The organism is Corynebacterium sp. MSK012, from assembly GCF_030232435.1.
Taxonomy (GTDB): Bacteria; Actinomycetota; Actinomycetes; order Mycobacteriales; family Mycobacteriaceae; genus Corynebacterium; species Corynebacterium jeikeium_D.
The window spans coordinates 52,328-75,641 of record NZ_JASPJU010000003.1 but is presented as its reverse complement, the minus strand read 5'-3'; the positions used below and the strand labels follow the sequence as shown (position 1 = coordinate 75,641).

Sequence of the window (23,314 nt, the reverse complement as noted above, 5' to 3'; positions counted from 1 at the left end):
GGGCTCGGTGACCTGTTAAACCGGTCTCGAGGCACCGGGCTCCGCCTTTAGCTTTAGGAGCGGTGTTGTAGATGCAAGCAACATTGAAAAAGTATTTCCCAATTTTCGTGCTACCCACGCTGATTGCCTTCGCAATCGCGTTCCTGGTGCCGTTCGTTATCGGTTTCTTCCTATCATTTACTGACTTCACAACCATCACTAATGCGCAGTGGGTTGGTATCGAGAACTACCAGAAGGCATTTAGTGAGCGCGAGGGCTTCGTCGCTTCCTTCGGATTCACTCTCATGGTGGTTGTTGTTTCCATCATTACTGTGAACTTGTTCGCGTTCTGGATCGCATGGATTCTGACGCGCAAGCTGAAGGGCACGAACTTCTTCCGCACAGTCTTCTTCATGCCGAACCTTATCGGTGGCATCGTGCTCGGTTACACCTGGCAGTCGATGATTAACGCCGTGCTGGCATCGTACGGTACGACGATTGTGTCCGACTGGAAGTTCGGTTACGCCGGTCTGATCATCCTCATCAACTGGCAGCTGGTCGGTTACATGATGATTATCTATATTGCCGGTCTGCAGAATGTCCCACCGGAGCTCATCGAAGCTGCGGAGATTGATGGCGCCGGACGCTGGGAGATTCTGCGGCACGTTACTATCCCGATGGTCATGCCATCGATTACCATTTGCCTCTTCTTGACCCTGTCGAACACTTTCAAACTCTTCGACCAAAACTTGGCCCTGACCAATGGTGCGCCGGGTTCAGAGACAGAAATGGTTGCTCTGAACATCGTCAACACCATGTTCAACCGAATTGGTGTGGAGGGCGTTGGTCAAGCCAAGGCAGTAATTTTCGTCGTCGTGGTCGTAGCGATCGCGATGCTGCAGCTGCGTGCTACTCGCAGCAAGGAAGTGGAGGCATAAATGTCTGTCGACGCTGCAATGACCACTGAAACGGCCACCAAGCTCCCCAAGGCCAAGCCCGCTAAGCAGGACGAGGCCAAGGTGGGAGGCGTATCTAAGGTCATCATCTACGCGATTCTGGTGTTTTTGACCGTCGTGTTCTTGGGGCCAATCGCGTTCATTATCTTCAACTCGTTCAAGTCCAAGTTCGCAATTTCAGATAATCCCTTCCAGCTGCCACTAGGTGACATGTGGGTCGGGTTCGAAAACTACGCCGTCGGCCTGATGAAGGAGGGCTTCGGCTGGGCGATCGTGTGGTCCTTTGTCATCACGATCCTCTCGGTTATTGCGATTGTGTTCTTCTCTGCGATGACGGCTTACTACATCACGCGAGTGAAGACGTGGTGGACCTCGCTGCTGTATTACCTGTTTGTGTTCTCGATGGTCATCCCGTTCCAGATGGTGATGTTCCCGACCGTCAAGATCGCCGACATGCTGCATTTGAACAACCCAATCGGCATTGTGGTTCTCTACTTGGGCTTTGGCTCCGGCCTGTCGGTATTCATGTTTGCCGGCTTCATCAAGTCCATCCCGATTGACATCGAGGAAGCCGCGATGATTGATGGCGCATCTCCGATGCAGAACTACTTCCGCATCGTTTTGCCCATGCTCAAGCCGACTGCAGTGACAGTCGCCATTCTGAACGCAATGTGGGTTTGGAACGACTACCTGCTGCCGTACCTGGTCATCGGCCTGTCCACTAAGTACAAGACCATCCCGGTTGTCGTGCAGAGCTTCGTTGGCTCCAACGGTAACCGTGACCTTGGCGCGATGATGGCAATGCTGGTGCTCGCAATCATTCCGATTGTGATCTTCTACGTCGCCACCCAGAAGCACATTATCGAGGGTGTTGCTGCGGGTGCCGTTAAGGGATAGTCGCCTAAGCGTTAGCGCATAGGGCACCAAGCACCGTGTTTTACGAAAGCGAAAGCCTCAACCGCGTAGGTTGAGGCTTTCGTCTGTTAATCAGCCTTTATTAGGATATGAACCCGTGGATAGATTTTTCAGCACCGATACAAAGTTCTACGCAGCCTGGTCGCTGTTAGCAGACCTTGTAATCATCAACCTGCTGATGATCGTCGCATCCATCCCGATAGTCACTGCAGGCGCCGCAACTCGCGCTGGAGTAGTAGTCGCTCGCGATATGGTCCGGGACGAAGGCTCGAGGCCCGTCCGGCGCTTCTTGCGCGCACTGTTGGACAATTGGCGCACACCAACCGTGTGGTGGCTATTCACCGTGGTTCTCGCCGGTGCCATTGGCTATGAGTTTTACGTTATTTCCCGCGCGGACCTCGGCACTGTCGGCCTAGTCTTCGCCGCAGGAGTTACCTCCGGGGCGCTAATACTGCTGGGAATTACCGCGTGGGTCTACTCGCTGTGCTCGCTTTCCGACGGTCACTCGTCGCTCCGCCGAACCCTGGCAACGGCCACCAGCATGACCGTCAAAAACCTGCCGCGGACTGCGCTCGCAGTTTTGGCGCTTCTCATCGTGCCCGCGGCCATATTCTTTTTCCCGGCGAAGATCTACGCGATTGCTACCTATGTCTTCCTTATCGGGTACGCGTTGAGTTGGTACTTGGTGATGCTGGCGCTTGAGCCCGTTCTGCCAGACAATGCTGGGTAGGTTCTCCCACTGGCCCCACTGGCTGCACTGGCACTGACTTAATCGGCGCCAGCTCGAACACCAGGCTGTTGACAATTCTTAGCCCGCGTACTCTTTCACAGGGGGAAAATCCTCCGCCTCGACCATCTCCAGCAGTTTTTCGCGACGGACAAAAGCGGAGCATGCGCCGACCGCCTGTACAGCTGCTGCGCCTGCTGCGGTGGCCAGGGGGACGGCGTCGTAAAGCGAGGTGCCCTTAGCCAGTTCCGCGGTGAGCGTGCCGACGAACGCATCACCGGAGCCAGTGCCGTCGACAATCTTCTCCTCTGGCAGCTTGAGCGCGGGGTGCTCGTAGATTGTCGGCTCGTCATCGAGACCGTCGGAGTGCTGTGCGAAGAGACAGCCGTGGTCGCCGCGGAGCATGACGACGCTGGGGCAGTACTGCAGAAGCGCCTCGAGCTGTGCGCGGTAGTCGGTAGCGCGGATGCCCTCGGCGATGTCCAGGCGACGGATTGTTTCCCAGGCGCCCTTCATGTTGACGATCAGCGGATCTGCATGGTCAATCAGGGCAGGTGTAACGGTTACGACCGGATTGAGGTTCAGCACCAGTCGCGCGCTGTACATGGATGCGACGGACGCGATGGCCTCAGTTGCTTCCGGGAGGAGCTCGCCCTGTGCGAGCACGACATCCGCTGATGCGAACTCGTCGACGAAATCGGTGGGGTCGGTTAGCGCATCGGCACCGCGCTGGACAAAAATCACCGGGCGACCCTTGCGGTTCGTTGCGACGAAAGCGCTGCCGGTCGGCAAATCCCAGGAAGTCTGAATGGAGTGGACATCTACGCCGTGTGCGTTGAGTTCCTCGACCACGAAATCCGCGGCACGATCCTCACCAACCGTACCGGCCATAATCGCACGGACACCGTCATAAGCGATAGCAACGGCCTGGTTGGCGCCCTTGCCGCCCAGCATATTCGTGCCGTCATCAACGATGAGCGTGCCACCTTCTGCGGGTACGCTATCGACCTGTACCAGGGTATCTAGGTGGATAGATCCACATACAACAACTGTTGGATTCTCATTCAGGTCAGGAATCGGCTGCATAAAAATATAGGATAGTCGGGAATTCAAATCCGTGTTGGCGGCCCGAGTTTACAGCCGTCAGAGCCCGCGAATCGATGCCCTACAATCGATGGCTATGGCAAAACTGTACTTCCGCTACGGAACCATGAACAGCGGAAAATCCATCGAGGTCCTCCGCGTCGCCCACAACTACCGCGAGCGCGATATGCGGCCGTTGATCGCCAAGCCGGCCGTGGATACTTTGGCTGACGGCGACGTGCACTCCCGCATCGGCATCGCGGAACGCGCACACCTCATCCACGATGGCGATGACCTCTCCTCGCTTGCCGACGGCTACGATTGTCTAATCATCGATGAGGCACAGTTTCTTACCCCTGACCAGGTCGATCAGTTGCTGGGAATTACCCTTCGCGGTACTCCGGTGCTCTGCTACGGTCTGCGTACCGACTTTCGCACGCATGCCTTCCCAGGCTCCCAGCGCTTGCTCGAAGTTGCCCACACCATTGAGGAAATTAAGACAATTTGCACCTGTGGGCAGAAGGCCATCTTTACTGCACGGTTGAATCCGGACGGCAGCATTATCCTCGACGGCGAAACCGTGGAAATTGAGGCACTCGAAGCGCCGAAGTACATCTCCCTGTGCGCCAGCTGTTACAACCGGATGTCGGGGAAGTGGGCGTGAGCTGCCTAGGGTAGTCCCGGGAGCTAGGAGTGGGACAAGAAAACGGGCGAAGAGGAAAAGGGACAAAAAGGGAATAGCCCCGGCAGTCGATGAACTAGCCCCCTTGACCTCCAACCCTGCCCAAAGACCGAACGCTTCGGGTGTTACTCGAAACTCACCATGGTGTCGTCAAATACGTGCTCTAAACACAAAGCGCCTACACGGGGCTTGACCTCTACGGACACCTGATCTTCTTCAGTCACACCGCGATGTCCTCGGCGGTACCGGCTGTCCACCGCTCATGGCTGTGGGTGCCTCGGAATCACCGACGTACTTACAGACGCGTTACTAGTTAGGTTAGGATAGCCTTATATAAAACAAGAGTGGTTGTCTACTGAGGAGGTAACGCAGTGTCGGACGCGACTGACGAACCCACCACGGCGCCCAAGGAGCCGACAAGTCAGCCGACGGAGGATAGTGCGAACACGGAGAAACCCGCCTGGCGCATTCTCCGCCCGGTGTCCGCCCCCATCGCCGTCGCCCTTTTGCTGCAGGTGCTCGGGAGCTTGGCCAGTGCCATTCCACTGCTGGCGTTGGTCCGGATCGTCAATGAACTACTCCTGGGCACTGACAAGGTGTGGCCAGCAGTATGGTGGTTCATCGGTGGACTCGGTGGCGCACTCGCCCTGGGGTCGCTGGCGCTGCTCATCACCCATCTGGTCGACCTGCGGCTACAGGCCGAGTTGCGCGTGCAACTGGCCGACAAGCTGAGCCGACTCCCACTGGGATGGTTCGATCAGAGCTCCTCCGGACGCGTCCGCCGCATAATCCAAGACGATGTCGCGAGCCTCCACCACCTTGTCGCCCACGCGCTGGTCGAGATCACCGCGGCGGTTCTGACACCGGTGGTCGGCGTCATCGTCGCACTGACCATCGACTGGCGACTCGGGCTGTGCTGCGTGATCAGTCCGGTGGCCTACATGGTCCTGTTCTCCGTGCTCGCGCCCGGAGACATGCGCTCTGTCATGGCCCGGATTGCCGAGTCGCTCTCCGAGGTCTCCGCCGCGGTAATCGAGTTCGTCGATGGGATCGCAGTGCTGCGCGTGTTCGGGGCTGAGGAGACTGGCTCGGCGCGCTTCACCAGGGCGTCAGACGACTTCACCTCGGAGTTCCGCACGCTTGTCACACCCCAGATGCGTGCCCACGCCATCGCTCTCACGGCCCTGGGGTTGCCGGTCGTCGCGCTGACTGTCGTCGTTCCCGGTGCTGCCATGGTCGCCGCCGGGTGGAGCGATGTCGCCGACGTCGTCGTGGTCACCATGATCGCTCTGTCGCTGCCCGCCACGCTGCTCACGGTCGGGGCCGGGCAACAACACATCAACGACGGGCTAGAAGCCGCCGGACGACTCATCACCCTTCTCGACGAGCCCGAACTCCTCGTGGCTGAACATCCCCTCGAGCCCGCCGGGACCGATGTCTCGATCGAGAACGTGACCTTCGGGTACGCGCCAGATGAGCCGGTGCTGCATGGGGTGTCGCTCACCGCACGAGAAGGATCGGTCACCGCGTTGGTCGGGGCCTCTGGCTCGGGCAAATCGACCCTCGCATCTCTCATCGCCCGCTTCCGTGACGTTGACGCCGGTGCGATCCGGATCGGCAACGTCGACGTGCGCGACATCGACCCGCACGTGCTCCATCAACACGTCGGCATCCTGCTGCAAAGCCCGAGCCTGCCTTCCATGAGCATCCGCGACAACATCGCGCTCGGGCGTCCGGGCGCGACCGACGAGGACATCCAGCACGCCGCCTCCCTAGCGGCGATCGACGCGCGGATCCGCGAACTACCCCGCGGATACGGCAGCGTTGTCGGAGAAGACGCTCGGCTCTCCGGCGGTGAGACCCAGCGCGTGGCCATCGCGCGGGCCATCCTCGCCGACCCTCACGTGCTCATACTCGACGAGGCCACCTCCGCGATCGACCCCGAGAATGAGGCCGCGATCGGGCAGGCCCTCGCCGAACTGACCCGGGGACGCACGGTCATCATGATCGCCCACCGCCTTGGCACGATCACCCACGCAGACCAGATCGTCGTCCTCGACCAAGGGCGAATCGTCGAACAAGGCGAACACGAATCCCTGCTCGCCGCCGATGGGCAGTACGCCGCGCTATGGCGCAACCAGGCCGCCGTCACGGGAGGTGCTCGATGATCACGCAGATTGAACGGATCGCTGGACAAGAAGGACGCTCAACACTCCAGCGATTCACAGCAGTGGCTGTGGCGGCCGGAGTCGCACAGGGACTGTCACTGGCATGTCTGGTCCCAGTACTGGCCCACCTGGCCCAGGAGACTTTCAGCTCGACGCTCTGGTGGTTGATCGCAATGGTGGTTTGCGCCGGCGTCCATGCCCTACTCACGGTGTGGGTCACGCGCGGGAGCGTCGATTTGACCATGTCTCTGATGTCGTCGATGCATCGCCAACTGGCGCGGCAGCTCATGCGTCTGCCGATGGGGTGGTTCGATGGCGGGTCCGCAGCCAACGCCTCACGGCTCTCGGTCCGCGGCACAATGTTCGTCGCCACCGCGATCGGCGACGTGCTTGCTCCGCTCATCGGTTACGTGGCGACTCCGTTGACTCTAGTGCTCGTGACCTTCTTCCTTGACTGGCGGCTGGGACTCTCGCTCGCCGTCGGGGTCCCGCTCGTGTACGCCTCGACTGTGCTGGCTCGCTCCTGGAGTGCCCGGGCCGACGCCCGACTCACCACCGCGGAACACCGCACGGATGCCGCGCTGCTCGACCTGGCCAAGCACCAGACGGCGCTGCGCGGGGCGCGAGTGGCAGGTTCTGGCTATGCACCCCTGGCATCTTCACTTGACCGACAACGTCGCCTCGGTATGTCGGCCCAGCTGGCCTCCGCCGCATCGATGATTGTCCAGAGTGTCGTGGTACAGACGGTCTTTGGCGCTGTGGTCACCGTGGCCGTATGGCGCAGTCTCGGCGGTGTGGACCCGCTCGTGATGATCGGTCTTATCCTGATCGTCACCCAGGTAATGGGCCCCCTCCGCACACTTTCTGAACTCGGCACGGCGCTGCGCCGCATGGATCGTGAACTCGACCAGGTGGTCAATTTGCTAGACGAGCCGGGGCTACCGGAACCCGAGCAGCCAGTCCCAGCACCGACGCATCCGCCGGAGATTGCGATTGACGCAGTGCGCTTCGGCTACGGAGACGCGATGGTGTTTGATGATCTCAATCTGACTGTTGCGCCGGGATCAGTTACTGCCATCGTCGGGCCATCCGGGTCGGGCAAGACCACGCTCACTCGCTTGATCGCCCGCTTCCATGACGTGGACGCAGGGGCCGTGCGGCTCGACGGCGTGGATGTTCGCGACATGGCCAGTGCCGATGTCCTCGGGGCAACGTCGTTGGTGTTCCAGGACGTCTATCTCCTTGACGACACCCTGCGCGCGAACGTGTTGCTCGGTCGTCCAGAAGCCACGGACGCCGAGGTGAACGCCGCCGCGAAAATAGCTCGGGTCGACGAGATCGTCGATCGCTTGCCACAAGGGTGGGCGACCCGCGTCGGTGAAGGTGGCAGACTGCTCTCGGGCGGCGAGCGGCAGCGTGTGTCAGTGGCCCGCGCTGTGTTGAAGCGAGCGCCTGTGTTACTGCTGGATGAGGCGACCTCATCGCTCGACGCGTCCGCCGCCGTGGCTGTGCAGGAGGCACTGCGCGAACTCAGCGGATTGGCGACAGTGCTAGTAATCGCGCATCAGGAGCACACGTTGGCGGCTGCCGATCAGGTCGTTATGTTGGACGGCGGGCGCGTGGCCGCAGCGGGGACGCATGAGGATTTGCTAGATTCGTCGCCGGCCTATGCCCGGCTGTGGGCTCGATAGTGATAGCTAACTCGGTAACCCAAGTCAGGCGTGCCGAACGCCCGCAATGGGGGACCGAGCGGTCTTCCAGGGCTCGACACATCATCGACCCAACGGCCAACTACCAAAAGAAAACCAACATAGAGGACTTCGCCCCACGCCGCTCACCACCCACCTGCCGGAGTAACCCCACCGCCTAAAAGTGTCAACAATGTCATGAGACACCTTGGCAAGCAGGTTGCGAGACAGCAGCCCCCAAAATCGGCGCTGGGAAGCGGAAACGTCCCACAGCACACTGTCAAGAATGCTGCGAGACTTCACATCGTGCCCCCAGCAGGGCTCGAACCTGCGACAAAAGGATTATGAGTCCTCTGCTCTAACCGACTGAGCTATAGGGGCAAGGATTGGGCACTATGAAGTGACAATTAAGCACTATGAACCAATGCCCAAAACCTCATAGCATCATAGCAATCTGCCACCGTGCGGTGATAAAAGCCCTATAGCCAGCGACTCTGGGAGCAGTTACACAGGCCCAATGAATCTGTCCCTCGTTCTCAATGACCTCCTCTCCCGGGCGGGATGAAGCAAGCTGCCTCCCCATCCTCAACGAACCAAAGCCCCCGCAAAGTTACGACTTTCGGTTGATGAATCAGTGCTTGGACACTTCTAGCATTAATCCTATGAGTACAAAACCTCCCTTGAGCAGCGCCGACGTCTCAGCCGACGCACAAGCCGGTGCCACAGCGAAAGCGAAGGGCACCCCCGTCATGGCAATCGCCAACGAGGATCAGATCGCTGAGTTCGCGGCCTCACCACAGCGATGGTGGGGGTTGCTCGTGCTCGCGGTTGGCCTCGGCATGATCGTCCTGGACGGCACCATCGTCGGTGTTTCATTGCCGACCATCATTTCGGAGCTGAGTCTCGACATCGTGGGCGCGCAGTGGATCACCACAATCTACTCCGTCGTTTTCGCCGCACTACTCCTGACCTCTGGCCGCGCTGGCGACCGCTTCGGCCGTCGAACGCTTTTTCTCGTCGGTCTGGTCATCTTCACGGTCGGCTCCGTCGTGGCCGCACTTTCCACAGCCTTGGCGCCACTGGTCATTGCCCGCGTCATCCAAGGCATTGGCGGCGCGTGCATTCTGCCATCAACACTGTCCAGCGTGAACGCACTATTCCGTGATAAAGATCGTGCCACCGCATTCGGCATCTGGGGTGCGGTCATGTCTGGTGCTGCAGCAGTCGGCCCACTCCTGGGTGGCGTGCTTACGCAGTTTGCTGGTTGGGAAGCTATCTTCTGGGTCAACGTGCCTATCGCCGTCGTGCTTTTTGTCCTTGCGCTGCGCTGGGTGCCGAACACCGCAGGCGATACCAATGGCGCGGGTCGCTTCGATGTTCTTGGCCTGGTGTTGTCTGGAATTGGCTTTGGTGCCGTGGTCTTCGGCATCATTCAAGGCGCCAAGATAGGGTTTGCTTTTCCCTCCGCACCCGTCGTCACGCTCTTGGTTGGTGCGGTGGTGCTTGTCGCTTTCGTGCTGTGGGAAAACCGTCGTCGGAAGAACGCGGATTCTGCGCTGTTGGACGTGTCGATGTTCTCCTACGCCACGTTTAGCTGGGGGAATACCACGGCGATGCTCGTCGCGGTGGGTGAGTTCGCGCTGGTCTTCGTGCTGCCGCTCTACTTGGTGTCGGCGATTGGCTTATCGACGATCGCAACCGGCCTGGTCCTGGCAGCAATGGCTCTCGGTGCGTTCTTCGCAGGTGCCATGGCGCGTCATCTGGCAGCTCGGATTACCCCGGCCGGTGTGGTGATTGTGGGCCTTGGTCTCGAGGTCTTTGGTTCGCTGCAGTTGGCGGCCGAAGAGCGCGTTGACCTGCCGCTGTGGCTGGTTGTGTTTGCATTGATTGTCTACGGTCTGGGTCTTGGTCTGGCATCGGCGCAGCTGACCTCGTTGGTGCTTGGTGATATTCCGGTGCGGCTGTCGGGGCAGGCATCGGCAACGCAGTCGACGATTCGGCAGATTGGTTCGGCGCTCGGTGCTGCGCTCGGTGGTATGGCGCTGACGATTGGGCTGGATCGTGAGATCGCGAAGCTGTCGCCGGGCCTGGAGCAGATGGGGCAGGGGCTGAAGGATTCCGCTGGCTCGATGCTGATTGGTCTGCGTGCGCAGGGTGCTCCCGACGGTGTGTTGGTGCCGCTGACAAATGCGTTTGCACATGCCACGCAGTTTGCGCTGTATTCCGCTGTCGGCGCGTTGACTATTGGCTTCCTCTGCTCGCTGAAGGTACTGCAGTTGCGCAGGCAGGCTGAGAAGTCGAATTAGCGATGTGGAATATTCGGGTGAGGGGCCGTGTTGGAAATTGGTGTCACAACATCAATCGTGGCAGTCTTATCGTTTGTCTCTTAACCGGACTTGCTAGATAGAAATGACCAACATGAAAATGCTCACAAAGCGGCGTTGGCTCGATTACGGCCGAATCTCCACTTCCTCCTGTCGCTAAACACTTCGGGGCTTCCGCCTCGCTGCGCCTGTCTCTTCGAGGCTGAGCTCAGCGGCCTCGGATCCCGTCGCGCGCATTTGTCAGACGGCATAAGGCGCGGCACAAGTGTTTTCAGAGAAATAAAACTCCAGGAGGAAAAGTGAATAAATTTAAATGGGCGACCGGCTTCGGTGCCCAAGTTGTCTATGGCCTGATTATTGGTCTCATTTTGGGCTTCATGGCCCGCAGTACTGGCGATGACTCCTCGCTGCGCACAGCGCTGGACGAGGTCGGCAGTACCTACGTCACGCTGTTGAAGCTGCTCATTCCGCCGCTGGTGGTCACCGCAGTCGTGGTGTCGATTGCCAACCTGCGCCAGGTCGCAGGCGCAGCCAAGCTGGCTGTTTCGACGCTTATTTGGTTCGCCATAACATCCTTTGTATCGGTGGTTATTGCCATTGGCCTGGGCTTGCTTATCAAGCCGGGCGTTAACTCCGGCGTCGATGCCTCGGCTGCACAGGAACCGGATTCTGTGGGGTCGTGGTGGGGATTCCTGCAGAGCATTGTCCCGCAGAACTTCCTCGGCCTTGGTGTGAAGATCAGCGAATCTGACGGTGCTGTATCCGGCTCGCTGAACTTCAACGTCCTGCAGCTGCTGGTCATCGCGATTGTCTTCGGTATTGCCGCAGTAAAGGTCGGCCCGAAGGCTGAACCGTTCATCGAGTTCTCCGGCTCTCTTTTGACCATCGTGCAGAAGGTGCTGTGGTGGGTTATCCGTCTGGCACCAATCGGTACTGCGGCTCTGATCGGTCATGCTGTCGCTGAGTACGGTTGGGAAGCACTTGGCAGCCTGGGCAAGTTCGCCATTGCCATCTACATTGGCCTGTTCCTGGTTATCGCAGTTGTGTACCCAGTTGTGCTGAAGATTCATGGCATTAGCCCAATCGACTTCCTCCGTCGCGTCTGGCCAGTGACCTCGCTCGGCTTCTTTACTCGTTCGTCGATGGGCGTCATGCCGGTCACTGAGCGCGTTGTCTCGCGTCGTCTGGCAGTGCCGGATGAGTACGCCTCTTTCGCAGTGCCGCTGGGTGCTACCACGAAGATGGATGGTTGCGCTGCCATTTACCCGGCTATCGCAGCTATCTTCGTGTCGCAGTTCTACGGGGTACCGCTGGACTTCACGGACTACCTGCTCATCATCTTCGTCTCCGTTATCGGTTCGGCTGCAACTGCTGGCACCACCGGCGCTACCGTCATGCTGACCCTGACTCTGTCGACTCTCGGCTTGCCACTTGCCGGCGTCGGCCTCCTGCTGGCTGTTGAGCCGATTGTGGATATGGGACGCACCGCGGTGAACGTCACTGGCCAGGCCGTGGTCCCATTGGTCGTCGCAAAGCGTGCGGGAATCTGGGACAAGGACGAGTGGGACGCCAGCGCCAACGCCGACCTGTCGCCAGCCGACGAGTCTGCAGACGCGCCTGCTGAGAAGTCCGAGTCCGCCGAAAAATCCGAGTCCGCCACGCTTGCGTAGTCTTGAGGACATGACTTCTTGGAAGCCCTCTGTTCTTGCGCAAGTTGATCAGTGGCCAGTTGACACGGTCGCGGCTGCCGTGCGTGCCGACGATGGCAGTTGGCATACCCACGGTGATAGCGGTCGCGTTTTTGAGCTCGCTAGCGTGACCAAGTTACTGGCCGCTGTGGGCATGCTTGTGGCCGTCGAGGAGGGCGCGGTGGAGCTCGACCAAGAGCTCACGCCACCCGGTCACGGCGCGACTGTGCGTCACCTTCTGGCGCACGCCGGCGGGGTGAGGTTTGCCAGCCGTGAGCTGGAAAAAGAACCAGGGGAGCGGCGCATTTACTCCTCCGCGGGCTTTGAAATCATCGCCGATGCCATCGCTGCGGAGGCAGACATGCCGTTTAGTGAATACCTGCGCCAGGCCGTGTTTGAGCCGCTGGGGATGTCAGATTCCGTGCTGGATGGATCGGCAGGGCATGGCGCGCGTAGCAGCGTCGCTAATCTCATGGCCTTCGTCGATGAGATTCTCGCCCCGACTCTTCTGCATCCCGATACCGTGACTGAGGCGTTGACGGTGCAGTTCCCGGGGCTGAATGGTGTTGTGCCTGGCTATGGTATGCAACGTCCGGCCGATTGGGGCCTGGGCTTTGAAATCTTCGGGCACCCCGATTCCAAGCAGGGGCTGTGGTTTGGTGCCTCGATGCCCAAGGATGTCGCAGGCCATTTTGGGCAAGCGGGCACATTCCTGTGGCTGCATCGTCCAACCGGACGGGCGGCAATCGCGCTGACCGACCGAGATTTCGGCGAGTGGGCAAAGCCTCTATGGGCCGACTTCAACGACGAACTCTGGAGTGAGCTGGAAGAACACGCTGAGGATTAAGGGGATGTGGAGTAAGCCGGCGTCGCTTGCGGCGCCGATTTTTCGTCTCAGCGTTAAATCACATCTGGGGGATTAAGGACAACTTGAGGGTTGCCAGCAGCCGTCTCGGAAATAACAATCATAAACACGTGCAACGCAAACCTCAGAAGTGTTGTTTTACCGCAGTGCTTTTTTCTGCAGTGTGGCAAGTGTCGTTGGATGAGTTCGTAGGGGAAGACGAATCTCGTCTTACACCAATTGACCGCAACTTTTCCGAGGACCTTCGTCTATGCGCACCCAACTTTCAGGCGTTCTGTGGATTCACAGCATGCCAGGGCCGCTGCAACCACACATCACGTGGGCGCTGGCCCGACTCAGCATGCCCGATGGCACGAAGCCACGCCGGGATATTTGGCGTGCGACCGACCAGGATGCCACTTTGTGCGCCGAGGTGCCTTTCACTGCAAGTGCTGACACCATCGCCACACTGGTGGACAACCTGGCTAGGTGGCCCCGCCTCTATTTCGAGCTGGCGCAAGACCCAGCCGTGGATGATGACGGCTCCGCCATCGATGGCATGCGCTACTGTCATACCCCGCAGCTGGGGACTTTCGCCGGACAGACCGATGCCGCCGGAAACATCGTGGTCAACGAGGATGCGCTGCGTTCCATCATGGCACGCGGCGGCGACATCGCAGGCGCCCTCGACGCGGCCATCGGCGGGCCGTGGGATCGCGTGTTAGAGCCGATGCGCATGATGACGGCAGGCTACGCCCCCGAAGAGTGCTTTACGACGTCCACCCCTGCCGGACCCGACAGTGCCAGCGGCAACTCGACCGCTGGCAACGCAGACCTCGGCGGGGTAGAGGCAGCTAACGTGCTGCAGCTCTACCCGCGCCGGGCGGCGATGTAGTCAACTACATCGCCAAGGGTCTTAAACGAGGGAATGTCCTCGTCCTCAATGCGGACTCCCAGCCCTTCCTCACAGCGGACGGCCAACTCTACGACGCTCAAGCGGTCAAAGCCGTAGTCGGTCAGCGGAGTGGGGAGCTCTAGGGACTCCACCTCGTCGTTAGCCATCTTTTTGACGATTGCCGCGACCTCTCCGTGAAGACCTGCGGGCAGGTCAGCGTCGGCGGAACCCTTCTTCGAGCCCGCGTTCGCTGCATTGAGAGAGGCATCGTCAGCGTCACCGGCTCCGGTGACCTGTGTGCCCAATAGGGCGCTGAGCTGATCTCCAAGGCTAGAGGTCATTATTCAGCGTCCTGAGTGGTTGCGGTTGGGTCGGTAATCTGCAGCTCTTCGGCTGCTTCCTGGGCGACACTCTTGTCGAGCTTGCCAGCGCGTGCCAGTGCGGCCAGGGCCGCAACAGCGACTGACTCGCCGTCGGAGTTGAAGTAGCGGCGAGCGGCCGGACGGGTATCCGAGAAGCCGTAGCCATCGGTGCCGAGGACGGTGTAGTCACCTGGAACCCACTTGCGAATCTGCTCCGGGACCGCACGCTGGAAGTCAGTCACTGCGATGAATGGCCCATCGGTGTCGGACAGCTGGCGGGTTACGAAGGCGTCTTCGACCTCTTCAGCCGGGTTGTGCAGACGCTCAGTGTCACGCTCGTGTCCATCGCGAGCCAGCTCATTCCACGAGGTCACCGAGTAAATCGAGGAAGCCACGCCGTAGTCTTCCAGGATGTCTGCGGCACGCAGCGCCTCCTGCATGCCAATGCCGGAAGCCAGCAGGTTGACATGCTTGTCGCCCTCGGCCTTGCGGAAGCGGTAGATACCGCCAAGCAGCCCCTCGACATCGAGATCTTCTGGGACAGCCGGCTGCGAAGTCGGCTCATTGTAGATAGTCAGGTAGTAAATGACATCTTCGCCGCGCTCCGGGCCGTACATGCGGTCAATGCCATCGCAGACGATGTAGGCAATCTCGTAGGCGAATGCCGGGTCGAAGGAGACCACCGACGGGTTCGTAGCCGCCAGCAACTGGGAGTGACCGTCCATGTGCTGCAGGCCTTCACCTGTCAGCGTCGTGCGGCCAGCTGTCGCCCCGAGCAGGAAGCCGCGGGACATTTGGTCACCAGCGGCCCAAATGGAGTCAGCCGTGCGCTGGAAACCGAACATCGAGTAGAAGATGTAGAGCGGAATCATGGCCACGCCATGGGTGGCGTACGCCGAGCCGACAGCGGTAAACGACCCCACAGAGCCCGCCTCGGAAATGCCCTCGTGCAGAATCTGACCGTCCTTCGCTTCCTTGTAGGACAGCATCAGTTCATGGTCGACCGGAGTGTAGTTCTGGCCGTGCGGGTTGTAGATCTTCAGCGTCGGGAACCAGGAGTCCATGCCGAAGGTGCGGGCCTCATCAGGGATGATAGGCACGAAGCGGTCCTTGAGATCCTTATCGCGCATCAGGTCCCTGAAAACACGCACCGTCGCCATAGTGGTGGCAACCTTTTGCTTACCTGATCCCTTGAGGAGGTTTTTCAGGGTTTCCGGCTTTGGCGTTGTCAGTGGTTCGTAGCTAGTGCGACGCTCCGGCACGAAACCGCCGAGTTCCTTGCGGCGCTCCAGCATGTACTGCACTTCCTCGGACTCTGGGCCCGGGTTGTAGTACGGCGGCAGGTAGGGATCCTTCTCCAGCTCCTCGTCGGAGATCGGAATGCGCTGGTTATCGCGGAAAAGCTTCAGATCATCGAGCGTCAGCTTCTTCATCTGGTGGGTCGCGTTGCGGCCCTCGAAGTTATGGCCGAGGCCATAGCCCTTAACCGTGTGCGCCAGAATGACGGTCGGCTGATCCTTGGTCTCCAAGGCTTTCTTGTAGGCAGCGTAAATCTTGCGGTAGTCGTGGCCACCGCGACGGAGGTTCCAAATCTCCTCGTCGGTCATGTCCTCGACCAGCTTGGCAGTGCGCGGGTCACGGCCGAAGAAGTGCTCGCGCACCCAAGCGCCGTTGTTAGCCTTCAGCGTCTGGTAGTCGCCATCGCAGAACTTATTCATCAGGTCGACTAGTGCGCCGTCCTTGTCCTTAGCGAAGAGCTCGTCCCACTCGCGGCCCCAAACGACCTTGATGACATTCCAACCAGCGCCGCGGAAGAACGACTCCAGCTCCTGGATGATGCTGGTGTTGCCGCGCACCGGACCGTCGAGGCGTTGCAGGTTACAGTTAATGACGAATGTCAGGTTATCCAGGTTGTTCAGCGCCGCATGCTGAATGGCGCCACGAGATTCCGGCTCGTCCATTTCGCCGTCACCGAGGAAGGCCCAAACGTGCTGCTGGGAGGTGTCCTTGATGCCGCGGTCATGCAGGTAGCGGTTGAAGCGTGCCTGGTAGATGGCGTTGAGCGGACCAAGGCCCATGGACACCGTCGGGAACTCCCAGAATTCTGGCATGCCATGCGGGTGCGGGTAGGAGGGAAGGCCATTGCCCTCGCCGAGGGAGACTTCCTGACGGAAACCGTCGAGGTCCTCTTCGGTCAGACGCCCCTCTAGGAATGCGCGGGCGTACATACCCGGCGAAGCGTGGCCCTGGAAGAAGACGTGGTCACCGCCGCCTGGGTGGTCTTTGCCGCGGAAGAAGTGGTTAAAGCCGACCTCGTAAAGCGGTGCGGCGCCCGCATAGGTAGAGATATGTCCGCCCACGCCGATACCCGGACGCTGTGCGCGATGGACCATAATTGCCGCATTCCAGCGAATCCACTTGCGGTAGCGGCGCTCAATGTCCTCATCGCCTGGGAATTCTGGCTCCATCTCAGTTGGGATGGTGTTGACGAGGTCTGTCGAGGTCAGCGGCGGTAGAGCCACGCGCTTTGCCGTGGCACGTTCCAGCAGGCGCAGCATGAGGAAACGTGCGCGCTCCGGACCTGCCTCTTCTAACAGGCCGTCGAGAGACTCAAGCCACTCCTTGGTCTCTTCAGGATCTGCATCCGTGAGATAGGAGGCGACCCCATCACGGATAAGGGCAAAGTTTGACTCATCAGAGTGGGCTTGTGGCGTGCCTGACGATGTATCGGACATTGTGAGCTCCTTTCAGTCCCTGAAGGAAAGGCAAAGGTTATTTTTCTCCACTCTACGTCTGAATCGTTTGTTGTGCCCCTAGCCGTTTCTTGCACACGCTTTCACCGAACAATCCGCTCCGCTTTACGACGAGCATTGCGAAAACTGCACCTTTTTGGGGAAATTCTTATTTTGCAGCTGTGAAAAATGTATTTGAGCGGTAAAATTTCCCCACATAGCTCGAAAAATCGAGCTGGATATTTTTTCTAGAGGAGGAAAAGGGAAGTGGTCAACGCCACAGGCGCTGCTCATGAATATGCGAGCAGGCTCGGCATCAAGGAAGGTCAGCTAGTCCAGGAGGTTGGCTGGGATACGGACTGTGACTCAGCAATCAGTGAGTCGGTCGAGAATTTCCTGGATGCAGACCTGCTCGACGAAGACACGGATGAGGTTGTCGACGTCGTATTGCTGTGGTGGCGTGAAGAAGACGGCGACTTGGTCGATGGTCTTGTGGATGCTTCCCGCCCTTTGGAGGATGAAGGCCGCGTTTGGTTGCTCACGCCGGGTGCTGGTCAGCCGGGTGCCATTGATCCTGGCGTGATTGATGAGTCCGCACAGCTGGCAGGTTTCTCCAACACCTCGGCGCTTCGTCTGGGGGATTGGCAGGGCAATTGCCTGGTGCAGCGCTCTAGCTAGCCGGCTTTCGCTGTCCCGTTTGAATCGGCTACTAGCCGAGCTATTGAAATAATCTGCATAAACGCTGTGTGTAGTGCGCAATTGGCAATCTATGTTTGCCGTGTGTTAAAGTTTCGCAGCAGCGCGGCGATAGCTCAGCGGTAGAGCTCTGGTTTTACACACCAGCGGTCGGGGGTTCGAAACCCTCTCGCCGCACAGACATAATCCGCCCGGATTCTTGTAATGGAGAATCCGGGCGGATTTTTGTTTGTGCTAAACTCCCGGTCTGTGCGTTTTACAAAATCGCTTGCCACCATTGTTTTTGTCGGATCTCTGCTCGCGGGCGTTCCTGTCTACGCAATCGGCGGAGATGGTAAACCGATGATCGACGCGGCCACCGGTAAAGCAATGGTCAAGGCTGCAAATGCGGGCGAGCCGCTCGATGTCGTAGCCGTTCTACAGGGACAGTTTGATTAGATTGCGTACACATGCCAGGAGCCGACAACTCTGGCGGCGCGGTGCAGCTATCGCTGTGGGGTATGCACTTGACCGCATTTTCGCAGATCCCACCAATCACCATCCGGTGGCCCTCTACGGGCAGGCTGTCAGCAAGCTTGAGCGCCGAATCTACGCCGACTCCAAAGGGTGCGGTGTAGCTTTCACCACCATCGCAGTGGCCACACCGGTAGCGCTAACCGCTGCGGCCAGCACAGTCGCTCCGAGCCTCACGCTGGCTGCTGTCACGTGGGTGTCGCTTGGCGGCACCACTCTTCGCCGCACTGGTGAACGCATGGCCGACCGACTCACCTCCGGTGACATCGATGCCGCTCGTGCGCTAGTGCCGTGGCTGTGCTCGCGTGATCCGAAAGCTCTCGACGCTGATGGCATCGCCCGAGCCACCGTCGAATCGCTCGCCGAGAATACCTCCGACGCCGTCACCGGCACTCTCATGTGGGGTGCCATTGCAGGAGCTCCTGGTGTGGTCGCTCATCGAGCGGCCAATACCCTCGACGCGATGGTGGGGTACCGCAACGCTCGCTATCGCCAGTTCGGGTGGGCCAGTGCACGGCTTGACGACGTCGCCGGGTTCTTCCCCGCGAGACTTACAGCTGTCGCAACTGTGGTTGCAGGTCCGGACCGTCGTCAAGCATTGGTAGCGTGGCGACGAGACGCCGGCAACCACCCAAGTCCAAACGCGGGCGTCGTGGAGGCAAGCGCTGCAGGCGCGCTGGGGCTGCAGCTGGGCGGCGCGACGGTGTATCCCAGCGGAGTGGAGATGCGCCCGGTGCTTGGCAGTGGTCGGAGGCCTGCGGTGGCCGATGTGCGGCGTGCCGCAGGGCTGAGCAAGCGAGTGCAAAACATTGTTGCGCTCAGCTGCGCCGGAGCAGCAGTAATTGCCGGATGTATCCGACGCGTGAAAGCGCGAGCTGAGAGTTAGAAACGCTCGTCGTATCGGTTATCGCGATAACCTGCGGCGCGGTGGCCAGTGTTGCCGTAGCGTTGCGCCATGCGCTGACGGTGCAGCTCGGCGGCGCGATCCTCGTCGGACTTAGCCGGCGGAGGCGTCGGAGTGGCGTCGTCGTCCGATTCGGGTGTTGCGGCCTCGGTGGCATCAGCGTCATCTACTGGTTCCGCGGCTTCGGCGTCGCGGAGGTTCTTGGCCATCTCCTCCTGCTCCGCGCGGTCTCGTCTGCGCTCGACGATTTCAGCGCGAATGAACCAGACGACGGCAAGCGGCACGAGAGCGCCGAAGAAAATCCATTGAATGCCGTAGGAGAGGTAGGGGCCGGACTCCAGAGTGGGCAGCGGAATGGCCTCGATGACGGCATCGGATTTGTCCGAGAGCTGAAGCCAATCGGGGTTGAGTTCGGTGTCGACTAGCTCGGACACTTCCTTGGTATTGATTCCGTAGACCTGCGGCGGGGTGCCGGCGATTGGAGCGGTCTCGGCGGGAATCTCGTTTCGGCGGGTAAAGGCCGAGATAGTCAAGGTGCCCTTCGGGGCTGGCTCAACATTGGGGGTGCTGGAGTCTGTAGGGCGTACAAAGCCACGGTTGACCAGGTAGTTTTCGCCATTGTCAGCGACGAAGACATCGAGTACCTGGACAGCGGGTGCGCCATTTACTGGGCGGTTACGCAATAGTACGCGGGTATCCGGCAGGAAGGACCCGGTGGCGGTAACGCGACGCCATTCGTTGCCCTCGACGAAGCCTTTGCCCTTGGGCATTAGCTCATTGACATCTACGGGGTCGAGCTCGAATGAGTGCTCAAGCTGCTGATTGCGATGCTGCGTCGCGGTGTTCTTACCCAACTGCCACGGAGCCAGAACAGTAAATGCGAGATAGGAAAACGCAATGGCGACAATCGCAGTGAGAACCCATCCAGGGGTCAGAAACTGGCGCACATTCTTAAACACATTCATTGAGCTTACCCGGTGCTGTGGCTGGCACTAGAGCGGCTGGTGGTTGGCGGTGCGGAGATTGAGTGAACTTCGGGTAAAGTTGTTTGAGCGTATTTGACGGGGAATCTACCCGGGATAGATGGAAAGAGAGGTGTCGTGGTGGGCACGCAAACAGCGAAATCTTCGCCTTCACGCCGCTTCAGCACAGTCTCGCGCCAGTTCATCAAGTTCGGTCTGGTCGGCGGCACAGGTGTGGTTGTCAACCTGATTGTCGTGATTATTGCCCGCAAGTTGGGTCTCAGTCTGGGCACCAATGAGCACGACGTGTTTATGAACTTGTTCGGAACGCGGTGGAATATCCGTTACTCCCACGTCTATGCAACTCTGGCGTTTGTCGTGGCTAACATCTGGAACTTCCAGCTCAACCGGTCCTGGACTTTCCGAACTGACAATCGCCCGAACTGGTTTAGGCAGTTCTTCCCATTTTTATTTGCAGGTATCTCAGCGCTGATTGTGAACCTGGTAGTCATCACGCTGCTGACTAACCCCACCTCGCCGCTGGCACTGCCGGTGGATATTTTCGACGACTCCACCGGCTTTAGAAACCGCCTCTACTGGGCAAACCTTATCGGCGTTATTTTGGGCACGCCCGCTAACTTCATCTTGAATAAGATTTGGGCGTTTCGAAACCGGGGCAATGCCAGCAAAACAAAAGAAAAGGTTGTTTTGAAACCTTAGCGCTCAGAGGCCAGCGCCAGAGTCTCACGCAACCATGCGATGATTCCCGGCGTCGCGGCCTCAATTTCGTTTCGAGTGCGGACGAATCCCTCCGGACCTCCGTAGTAAGGATCGGCCACGACGGCCCCCTTCGGGGATGCCGGGTCGAAGGAGCGCATCAGGCGAATCTTCTCTTTTGGCACGCCAGCGTGGAGTAGACCATTGATGTGCGATTCATCCATGGCGATGAAAAGCGTTGCATCCATGTGCTCATCGCCCAGCTGTGCCGCGGTGTGGTTCGGATCGTAGCCAGCATTTTCCAGCTCGGCTTGTGCTCGCTCGTCGGCGGGTTCGCCGACATGCCAGCCGCCGATTCCGCAGGAGGCGAGCAGGACATCGTCGGCAAGCGCATTGGCTTCAACCGCGTCACGGACGATGATTTCAGCCATGGGGGAGCGGCAGATATTTCCGGAGCAGACAAACACGACGTACACGGACTCAGTACGATGCGACGAGTTCATAAGCATAATAGGCAAAACCAAACTTCTCGGAAAATAAAAATAGGATTGTCACTAATCGTTGACGAGTCTTAAAGATACAACATTTCCCGCACAACACGATTCAGGTCCTCAGGCGAGGACGCCACCGCCGCTGCCGATGCCCACTCAGATTCCGAGCCGTAGCCCCATTTAACAGCGATGGCGGGGATGCCGAACTGTGCGGCGCCCTCAAAATCATGGATGCGATCGCCAACCATTACGACCGAACCGTGCGGACGCACTGCTTCATCGGTTTCAATGCCCAACTCCTTGAGCGTGTACTCAATGACCTCAGTCTTAGTCTGTCGTGAGCCGTCGTCGCTGGCGGCGCCGATGAAGTCAAAGGCGTCGAGAAGCCCGAAATTGTCCAGGGTCTTGCGGGCGAAGTAGTCGCCCTTGGACGTCGCAGTGGCTAGTTGGACACCAGCTGCCCGCCAATCGCGCAGGAGCTCCGGCCAGCCGGGGAACATCTCGGCACGCTGCCAAGCACCGGCGTGTTGATGCTCCATGTACACAGCGAAGGCTCGGTCGACTTGTTCGTCGGAAAGTCCGAGGGATGCGAGTGTCTCCACCATTGGCGGGCCGGGGATCGTGTTGATAAAGCTCTCGGGCGGAAGTGGGTGGTCAATTGCCTTCAATGCAAGGCGGAACCCATGTGCGATTGCGGGGAGAGAATCGGCGATGGTGCCGTCGACATCAATAAGGACAGTGGGGCGATGGCCAGTGGACATATTGTTCATCCTAAAAGGTCATTAGGCTGGATGGCATGTTAGACGACCCGCTGCGCTATCACGGCGATCAGGCCGCCCATGGCGCTGACCTGGACTTTGCCGTCAATGTTCACGGCACCACACCGCAGTGGCTGCAGGACTCGCTGGCCACGTCCCTCGGAGAACTTGCCGCGTATCCGTCTGCGCAGCTCGATGCCGACGTCCGCGCTGCCATTGCCACCAACCACAATCGCAGCGCCGACGAGGTACTGCTTCTCCACGGCGTCGCCGAGGGCTTTTCGCTCTTGCCGCACCTGGGCTTGCCCGCCACCATCGTCCAGCCGCAGTTCACCGAACCTGAAGCCGCGTTCCGCGCCGCGGGAGTCGGGGTGGATTCGCTGGTACTACCGTCGCCGTACACGCTCACGCCTACGCTTGCCGACGTCCACGAGAACGCCTCCTCCCCGCATTCCCAGCAGCTTGACGGTCGGATGGTCATCATCGGCAATCCGACTAACCCCACCGGTGTTGCTCATTCAGCGGATGACCTGCGGGGGCTCGCCAGCCGTTGTGGGATCTTGGTCGTGGATGAGGCATTTATGGACGTCGCCGATGGTGAGATTATTCGGCGGTGCTCACTAGCTGATTGCAGGCCGGGGGAAGCGAACAGTATCCCCGATAATGTCATCGTTTTCCGCAGCATGACTAAGACCTGGGCAATCGCAGGCCTGCGCTGTGGTTACGCACTGGGAACCCCTGAGCTCCTGGCGAAGTTGGGGCGACTGCGTCCGCACTGGCCACTGGGCACGCTGCAACTTACCGCTATGGCGGCAATCGCGTGTCGCGAGGCAGAGCTGTTGCCACAAATCCGCGCTGAGATTGGTCAGCAGCGCGAGGCTATGACACAGCTGTTAGTAGCCGCCGGCTGGCAGGTGTTGGATTCCAAGGCTCCCTTTGTGCTGGCGCGCCCGGGGGTTGCCCTGAGCACGCATGATGGTCCGGACGCTGCGGAGGTTGACGTCGTCAAGCACGAGCGCCTGAGACAGCGGCTCGCTGCGCGCGGAGTAGCCGTGCGGCGTTGCGACACCTTCGCCGGTTTGGACGGTTCGTGGTGGCGGCTGGCTGTGCGAGACGAGACCAGTGTGCGGCGGCTCATTGCGGAAGTAGCGGATTTGCTGTCGCAGAACTGATGGGTCGGGGCAGAGTTCACTACGCTGGAAGAGAAGCTGGAGAGAAATGCATGTTGAA

At 59.5% G+C, this 23,314-nt stretch carries 21 protein-coding genes and 2 tRNA genes; 16 read left to right on the top strand and 7 right to left on the bottom strand.

The window, feature by feature from the left end; genetic code table 11:
* Positions 1-71: 71 nt before the first annotated feature.
* From QP977_RS02605 to QP977_RS02595, 3 genes are all read left to right on the top strand, one after another.
* Entirely contained in the window at positions 72-917 is an 846-nt protein-coding gene (locus QP977_RS02605) for a carbohydrate ABC transporter permease (RefSeq protein ID WP_016423090.1), read from the top strand.
* Between the two features lie 18 nt (positions 918-935).
* Positions 936-1,832, top strand: coding sequence for a carbohydrate ABC transporter permease (locus QP977_RS02600; protein ID WP_042389412.1), 897 nt, complete (start codon positions 936-938; stop codon positions 1,830-1,832).
* A 115-nt stretch (positions 1,833-1,947) separates the two neighbouring features.
* Positions 1,948-2,580: a MusI family membrane protein gene (locus QP977_RS02595; RefSeq protein WP_069359225.1), complete on the top strand. Its 633-nt coding sequence runs from the start codon at positions 1,948-1,950 to the stop codon at positions 2,578-2,580.
* Between the two features lie 78 nt (positions 2,581-2,658).
* Here the strand turns inward: QP977_RS02595 and QP977_RS02590 are convergent, their stop codons facing one another.
* Positions 2,659-3,663: a PfkB family carbohydrate kinase gene (locus QP977_RS02590; protein WP_070827481.1), complete on the bottom strand. Its 1,005-nt coding sequence runs from the start codon at positions 3,661-3,663 to the stop codon at positions 2,659-2,661.
* A 94-nt stretch (positions 3,664-3,757) separates the two neighbouring features.
* On the opposite strand from QP977_RS02590, the gene QP977_RS02585 reads away from it, so the two are divergent.
* The 3 genes from QP977_RS02585 (at position 3,758) to QP977_RS02575 (ending at position 8,201) form a co-directional block, all read left to right on the top strand.
* Positions 3,758-4,324 (top strand): thymidine kinase, encoded by a 567-nt coding sequence (locus QP977_RS02585; protein ID WP_048732776.1) that lies wholly within the window; start codon positions 3,758-3,760, stop codon positions 4,322-4,324.
* Between the two features lie 389 nt (positions 4,325-4,713).
* Positions 4,714-6,510, top strand: a complete 1,797-nt coding sequence (locus QP977_RS02580; RefSeq protein ID WP_070827479.1) for an ABC transporter ATP-binding protein — start codon at positions 4,714-4,716, stop codon at positions 6,508-6,510.
* Positions 6,507-8,201, top strand: a complete 1,695-nt coding sequence (locus QP977_RS02575; RefSeq protein WP_049189604.1) for an ABC transporter ATP-binding protein — start codon at positions 6,507-6,509, stop codon at positions 8,199-8,201. Before QP977_RS02580 ends, QP977_RS02575 begins: the two co-directional genes overlap by 4 nt.
* A gap of 304 nt (positions 8,202-8,505) precedes the next feature.
* Here QP977_RS02575 and QP977_RS02570 read toward each other — a convergent pair.
* A tRNA-Ile gene (locus QP977_RS02570) sits at positions 8,506-8,579 on the bottom strand.
* A 281-nt stretch (positions 8,580-8,860) separates the two neighbouring features.
* Here QP977_RS02570 and QP977_RS02565 point away from each other — a divergent pair.
* The 4 genes from QP977_RS02565 to QP977_RS02550 all read left to right on the top strand — a co-directional run bounded on the left by QP977_RS02565 (position 8,861) and on the right by QP977_RS02550 (position 13,949).
* The gene (locus QP977_RS02565) at positions 8,861-10,504 is read left to right on the top strand and encodes a DHA2 family efflux MFS transporter permease subunit (protein ID WP_083324593.1); all 1,644 of its coding nucleotides are present in this window, start codon (positions 8,861-8,863) and stop codon (positions 10,502-10,504) included.
* A 317-nt stretch (positions 10,505-10,821) separates the two neighbouring features.
* Positions 10,822-12,192 carry a dicarboxylate/amino acid:cation symporter gene (locus tag QP977_RS02560; RefSeq protein WP_070827476.1) on the top strand — a complete coding sequence of 457 codons (1,371 nt, stop codon included), beginning with the start codon at positions 10,822-10,824 and terminating at the stop codon, positions 12,190-12,192.
* 10 nt (positions 12,193-12,202) lie between these two features.
* A complete protein-coding gene (locus QP977_RS02555; RefSeq protein ID WP_049189602.1) occupies positions 12,203-13,057 on the top strand; it encodes a serine hydrolase domain-containing protein in 855 nt (284 codons plus the stop codon).
* Positions 13,058-13,325: 268 nt separating this feature from the next.
* Positions 13,326-13,949: a DUF3145 family protein gene (locus tag QP977_RS02550; RefSeq protein WP_070603002.1), complete on the top strand. Its 624-nt coding sequence runs from the start codon at positions 13,326-13,328 to the stop codon at positions 13,947-13,949.
* Here the strand turns inward: QP977_RS02550 and QP977_RS02545 are convergent.
* Both QP977_RS02545 and aceE read right to left on the bottom strand, forming a co-directional pair.
* Positions 13,925-14,290, bottom strand: a complete 366-nt coding sequence (locus tag QP977_RS02545) for an acyl carrier protein (RefSeq protein WP_083308422.1) — start codon at positions 14,288-14,290, stop codon at positions 13,925-13,927. The genes QP977_RS02550 and QP977_RS02545 overlap by 25 nt on opposite strands.
* Complete coding sequence (gene aceE / locus QP977_RS02540; RefSeq protein WP_016423080.1) at positions 14,290-17,046, bottom strand: pyruvate dehydrogenase (acetyl-transferring), homodimeric type; 2,757 nt, start codon at positions 17,044-17,046, stop codon at positions 14,290-14,292. The genes QP977_RS02545 and aceE overlap by 1 nt, the downstream gene beginning before the upstream one ends.
* Before the next feature lie 264 nt (positions 17,047-17,310).
* Between aceE and QP977_RS02535 the strand changes: the two genes are divergently transcribed.
* From QP977_RS02535 to QP977_RS02520, 4 genes are all read left to right on the top strand, one after another.
* A complete protein-coding gene (locus tag QP977_RS02535) occupies positions 17,311-17,721 on the top strand; it encodes a DUF3052 domain-containing protein (RefSeq protein ID WP_005511050.1) in 411 nt (136 codons plus the stop codon).
* A 123-nt stretch (positions 17,722-17,844) separates the two neighbouring features.
* Positions 17,845-17,916 (top strand) — tRNA-Val (locus tag QP977_RS02530).
* 72 nt (positions 17,917-17,988) lie between these two features.
* Positions 17,989-18,177 carry a hypothetical protein gene (locus QP977_RS02525; protein ID WP_150961035.1) on the top strand — a complete coding sequence of 63 codons (189 nt, stop codon included), beginning with the start codon at positions 17,989-17,991 and terminating at the stop codon, positions 18,175-18,177.
* A gap of 1 nt (position 18,178) precedes the next feature.
* Positions 18,179-19,138 carry a cobalamin biosynthesis protein gene (locus QP977_RS02520; RefSeq protein ID WP_255498627.1) on the top strand — a complete coding sequence of 320 codons (960 nt, stop codon included), beginning with the start codon at positions 18,179-18,181 and terminating at the stop codon, positions 19,136-19,138.
* On the opposite strand, the gene QP977_RS02515 is transcribed toward QP977_RS02520, so the two are convergent.
* Positions 19,135-20,121, bottom strand: a complete 987-nt coding sequence (locus QP977_RS02515; RefSeq protein WP_187406593.1) for an SURF1 family cytochrome oxidase biogenesis protein — start codon at positions 20,119-20,121, stop codon at positions 19,135-19,137. The genes QP977_RS02520 and QP977_RS02515 overlap by 4 nt on opposite strands.
* 135 nt (positions 20,122-20,256) lie before the next feature.
* Between QP977_RS02515 and QP977_RS02510 the strand changes: the two genes are divergently transcribed.
* Entirely contained in the window at positions 20,257-20,838 is a 582-nt protein-coding gene (locus tag QP977_RS02510) for a GtrA family protein (RefSeq protein ID WP_042388795.1), read from the top strand.
* Here QP977_RS02510 and QP977_RS02505 read toward each other — a convergent pair.
* Together QP977_RS02505 and QP977_RS02500 are read right to left on the bottom strand one after the other, a co-directional pair.
* Entirely contained in the window at positions 20,835-21,338 is a 504-nt protein-coding gene (locus QP977_RS02505; RefSeq protein WP_369707166.1) for a low molecular weight protein-tyrosine-phosphatase, read from the bottom strand. The two genes, QP977_RS02510 and QP977_RS02505, sit on opposite strands and share 4 nt — an antisense overlap.
* Before the next feature lie 68 nt (positions 21,339-21,406).
* A complete protein-coding gene (locus QP977_RS02500) occupies positions 21,407-22,087 on the bottom strand; it encodes an HAD hydrolase-like protein (protein ID WP_049170165.1) in 681 nt (226 codons plus the stop codon).
* Between the two features lie 35 nt (positions 22,088-22,122).
* Here QP977_RS02500 and QP977_RS02495 point away from each other — a divergent pair, with 35 nt between their 5' ends.
* The gene (locus QP977_RS02495; RefSeq protein WP_049170167.1) at positions 22,123-23,256 is read left to right on the top strand and encodes an aminotransferase class I/II-fold pyridoxal phosphate-dependent enzyme; all 1,134 of its coding nucleotides are present in this window, start codon (positions 22,123-22,125) and stop codon (positions 23,254-23,256) included.
* Positions 23,257-23,314: the final 58 nt, after the last annotated feature.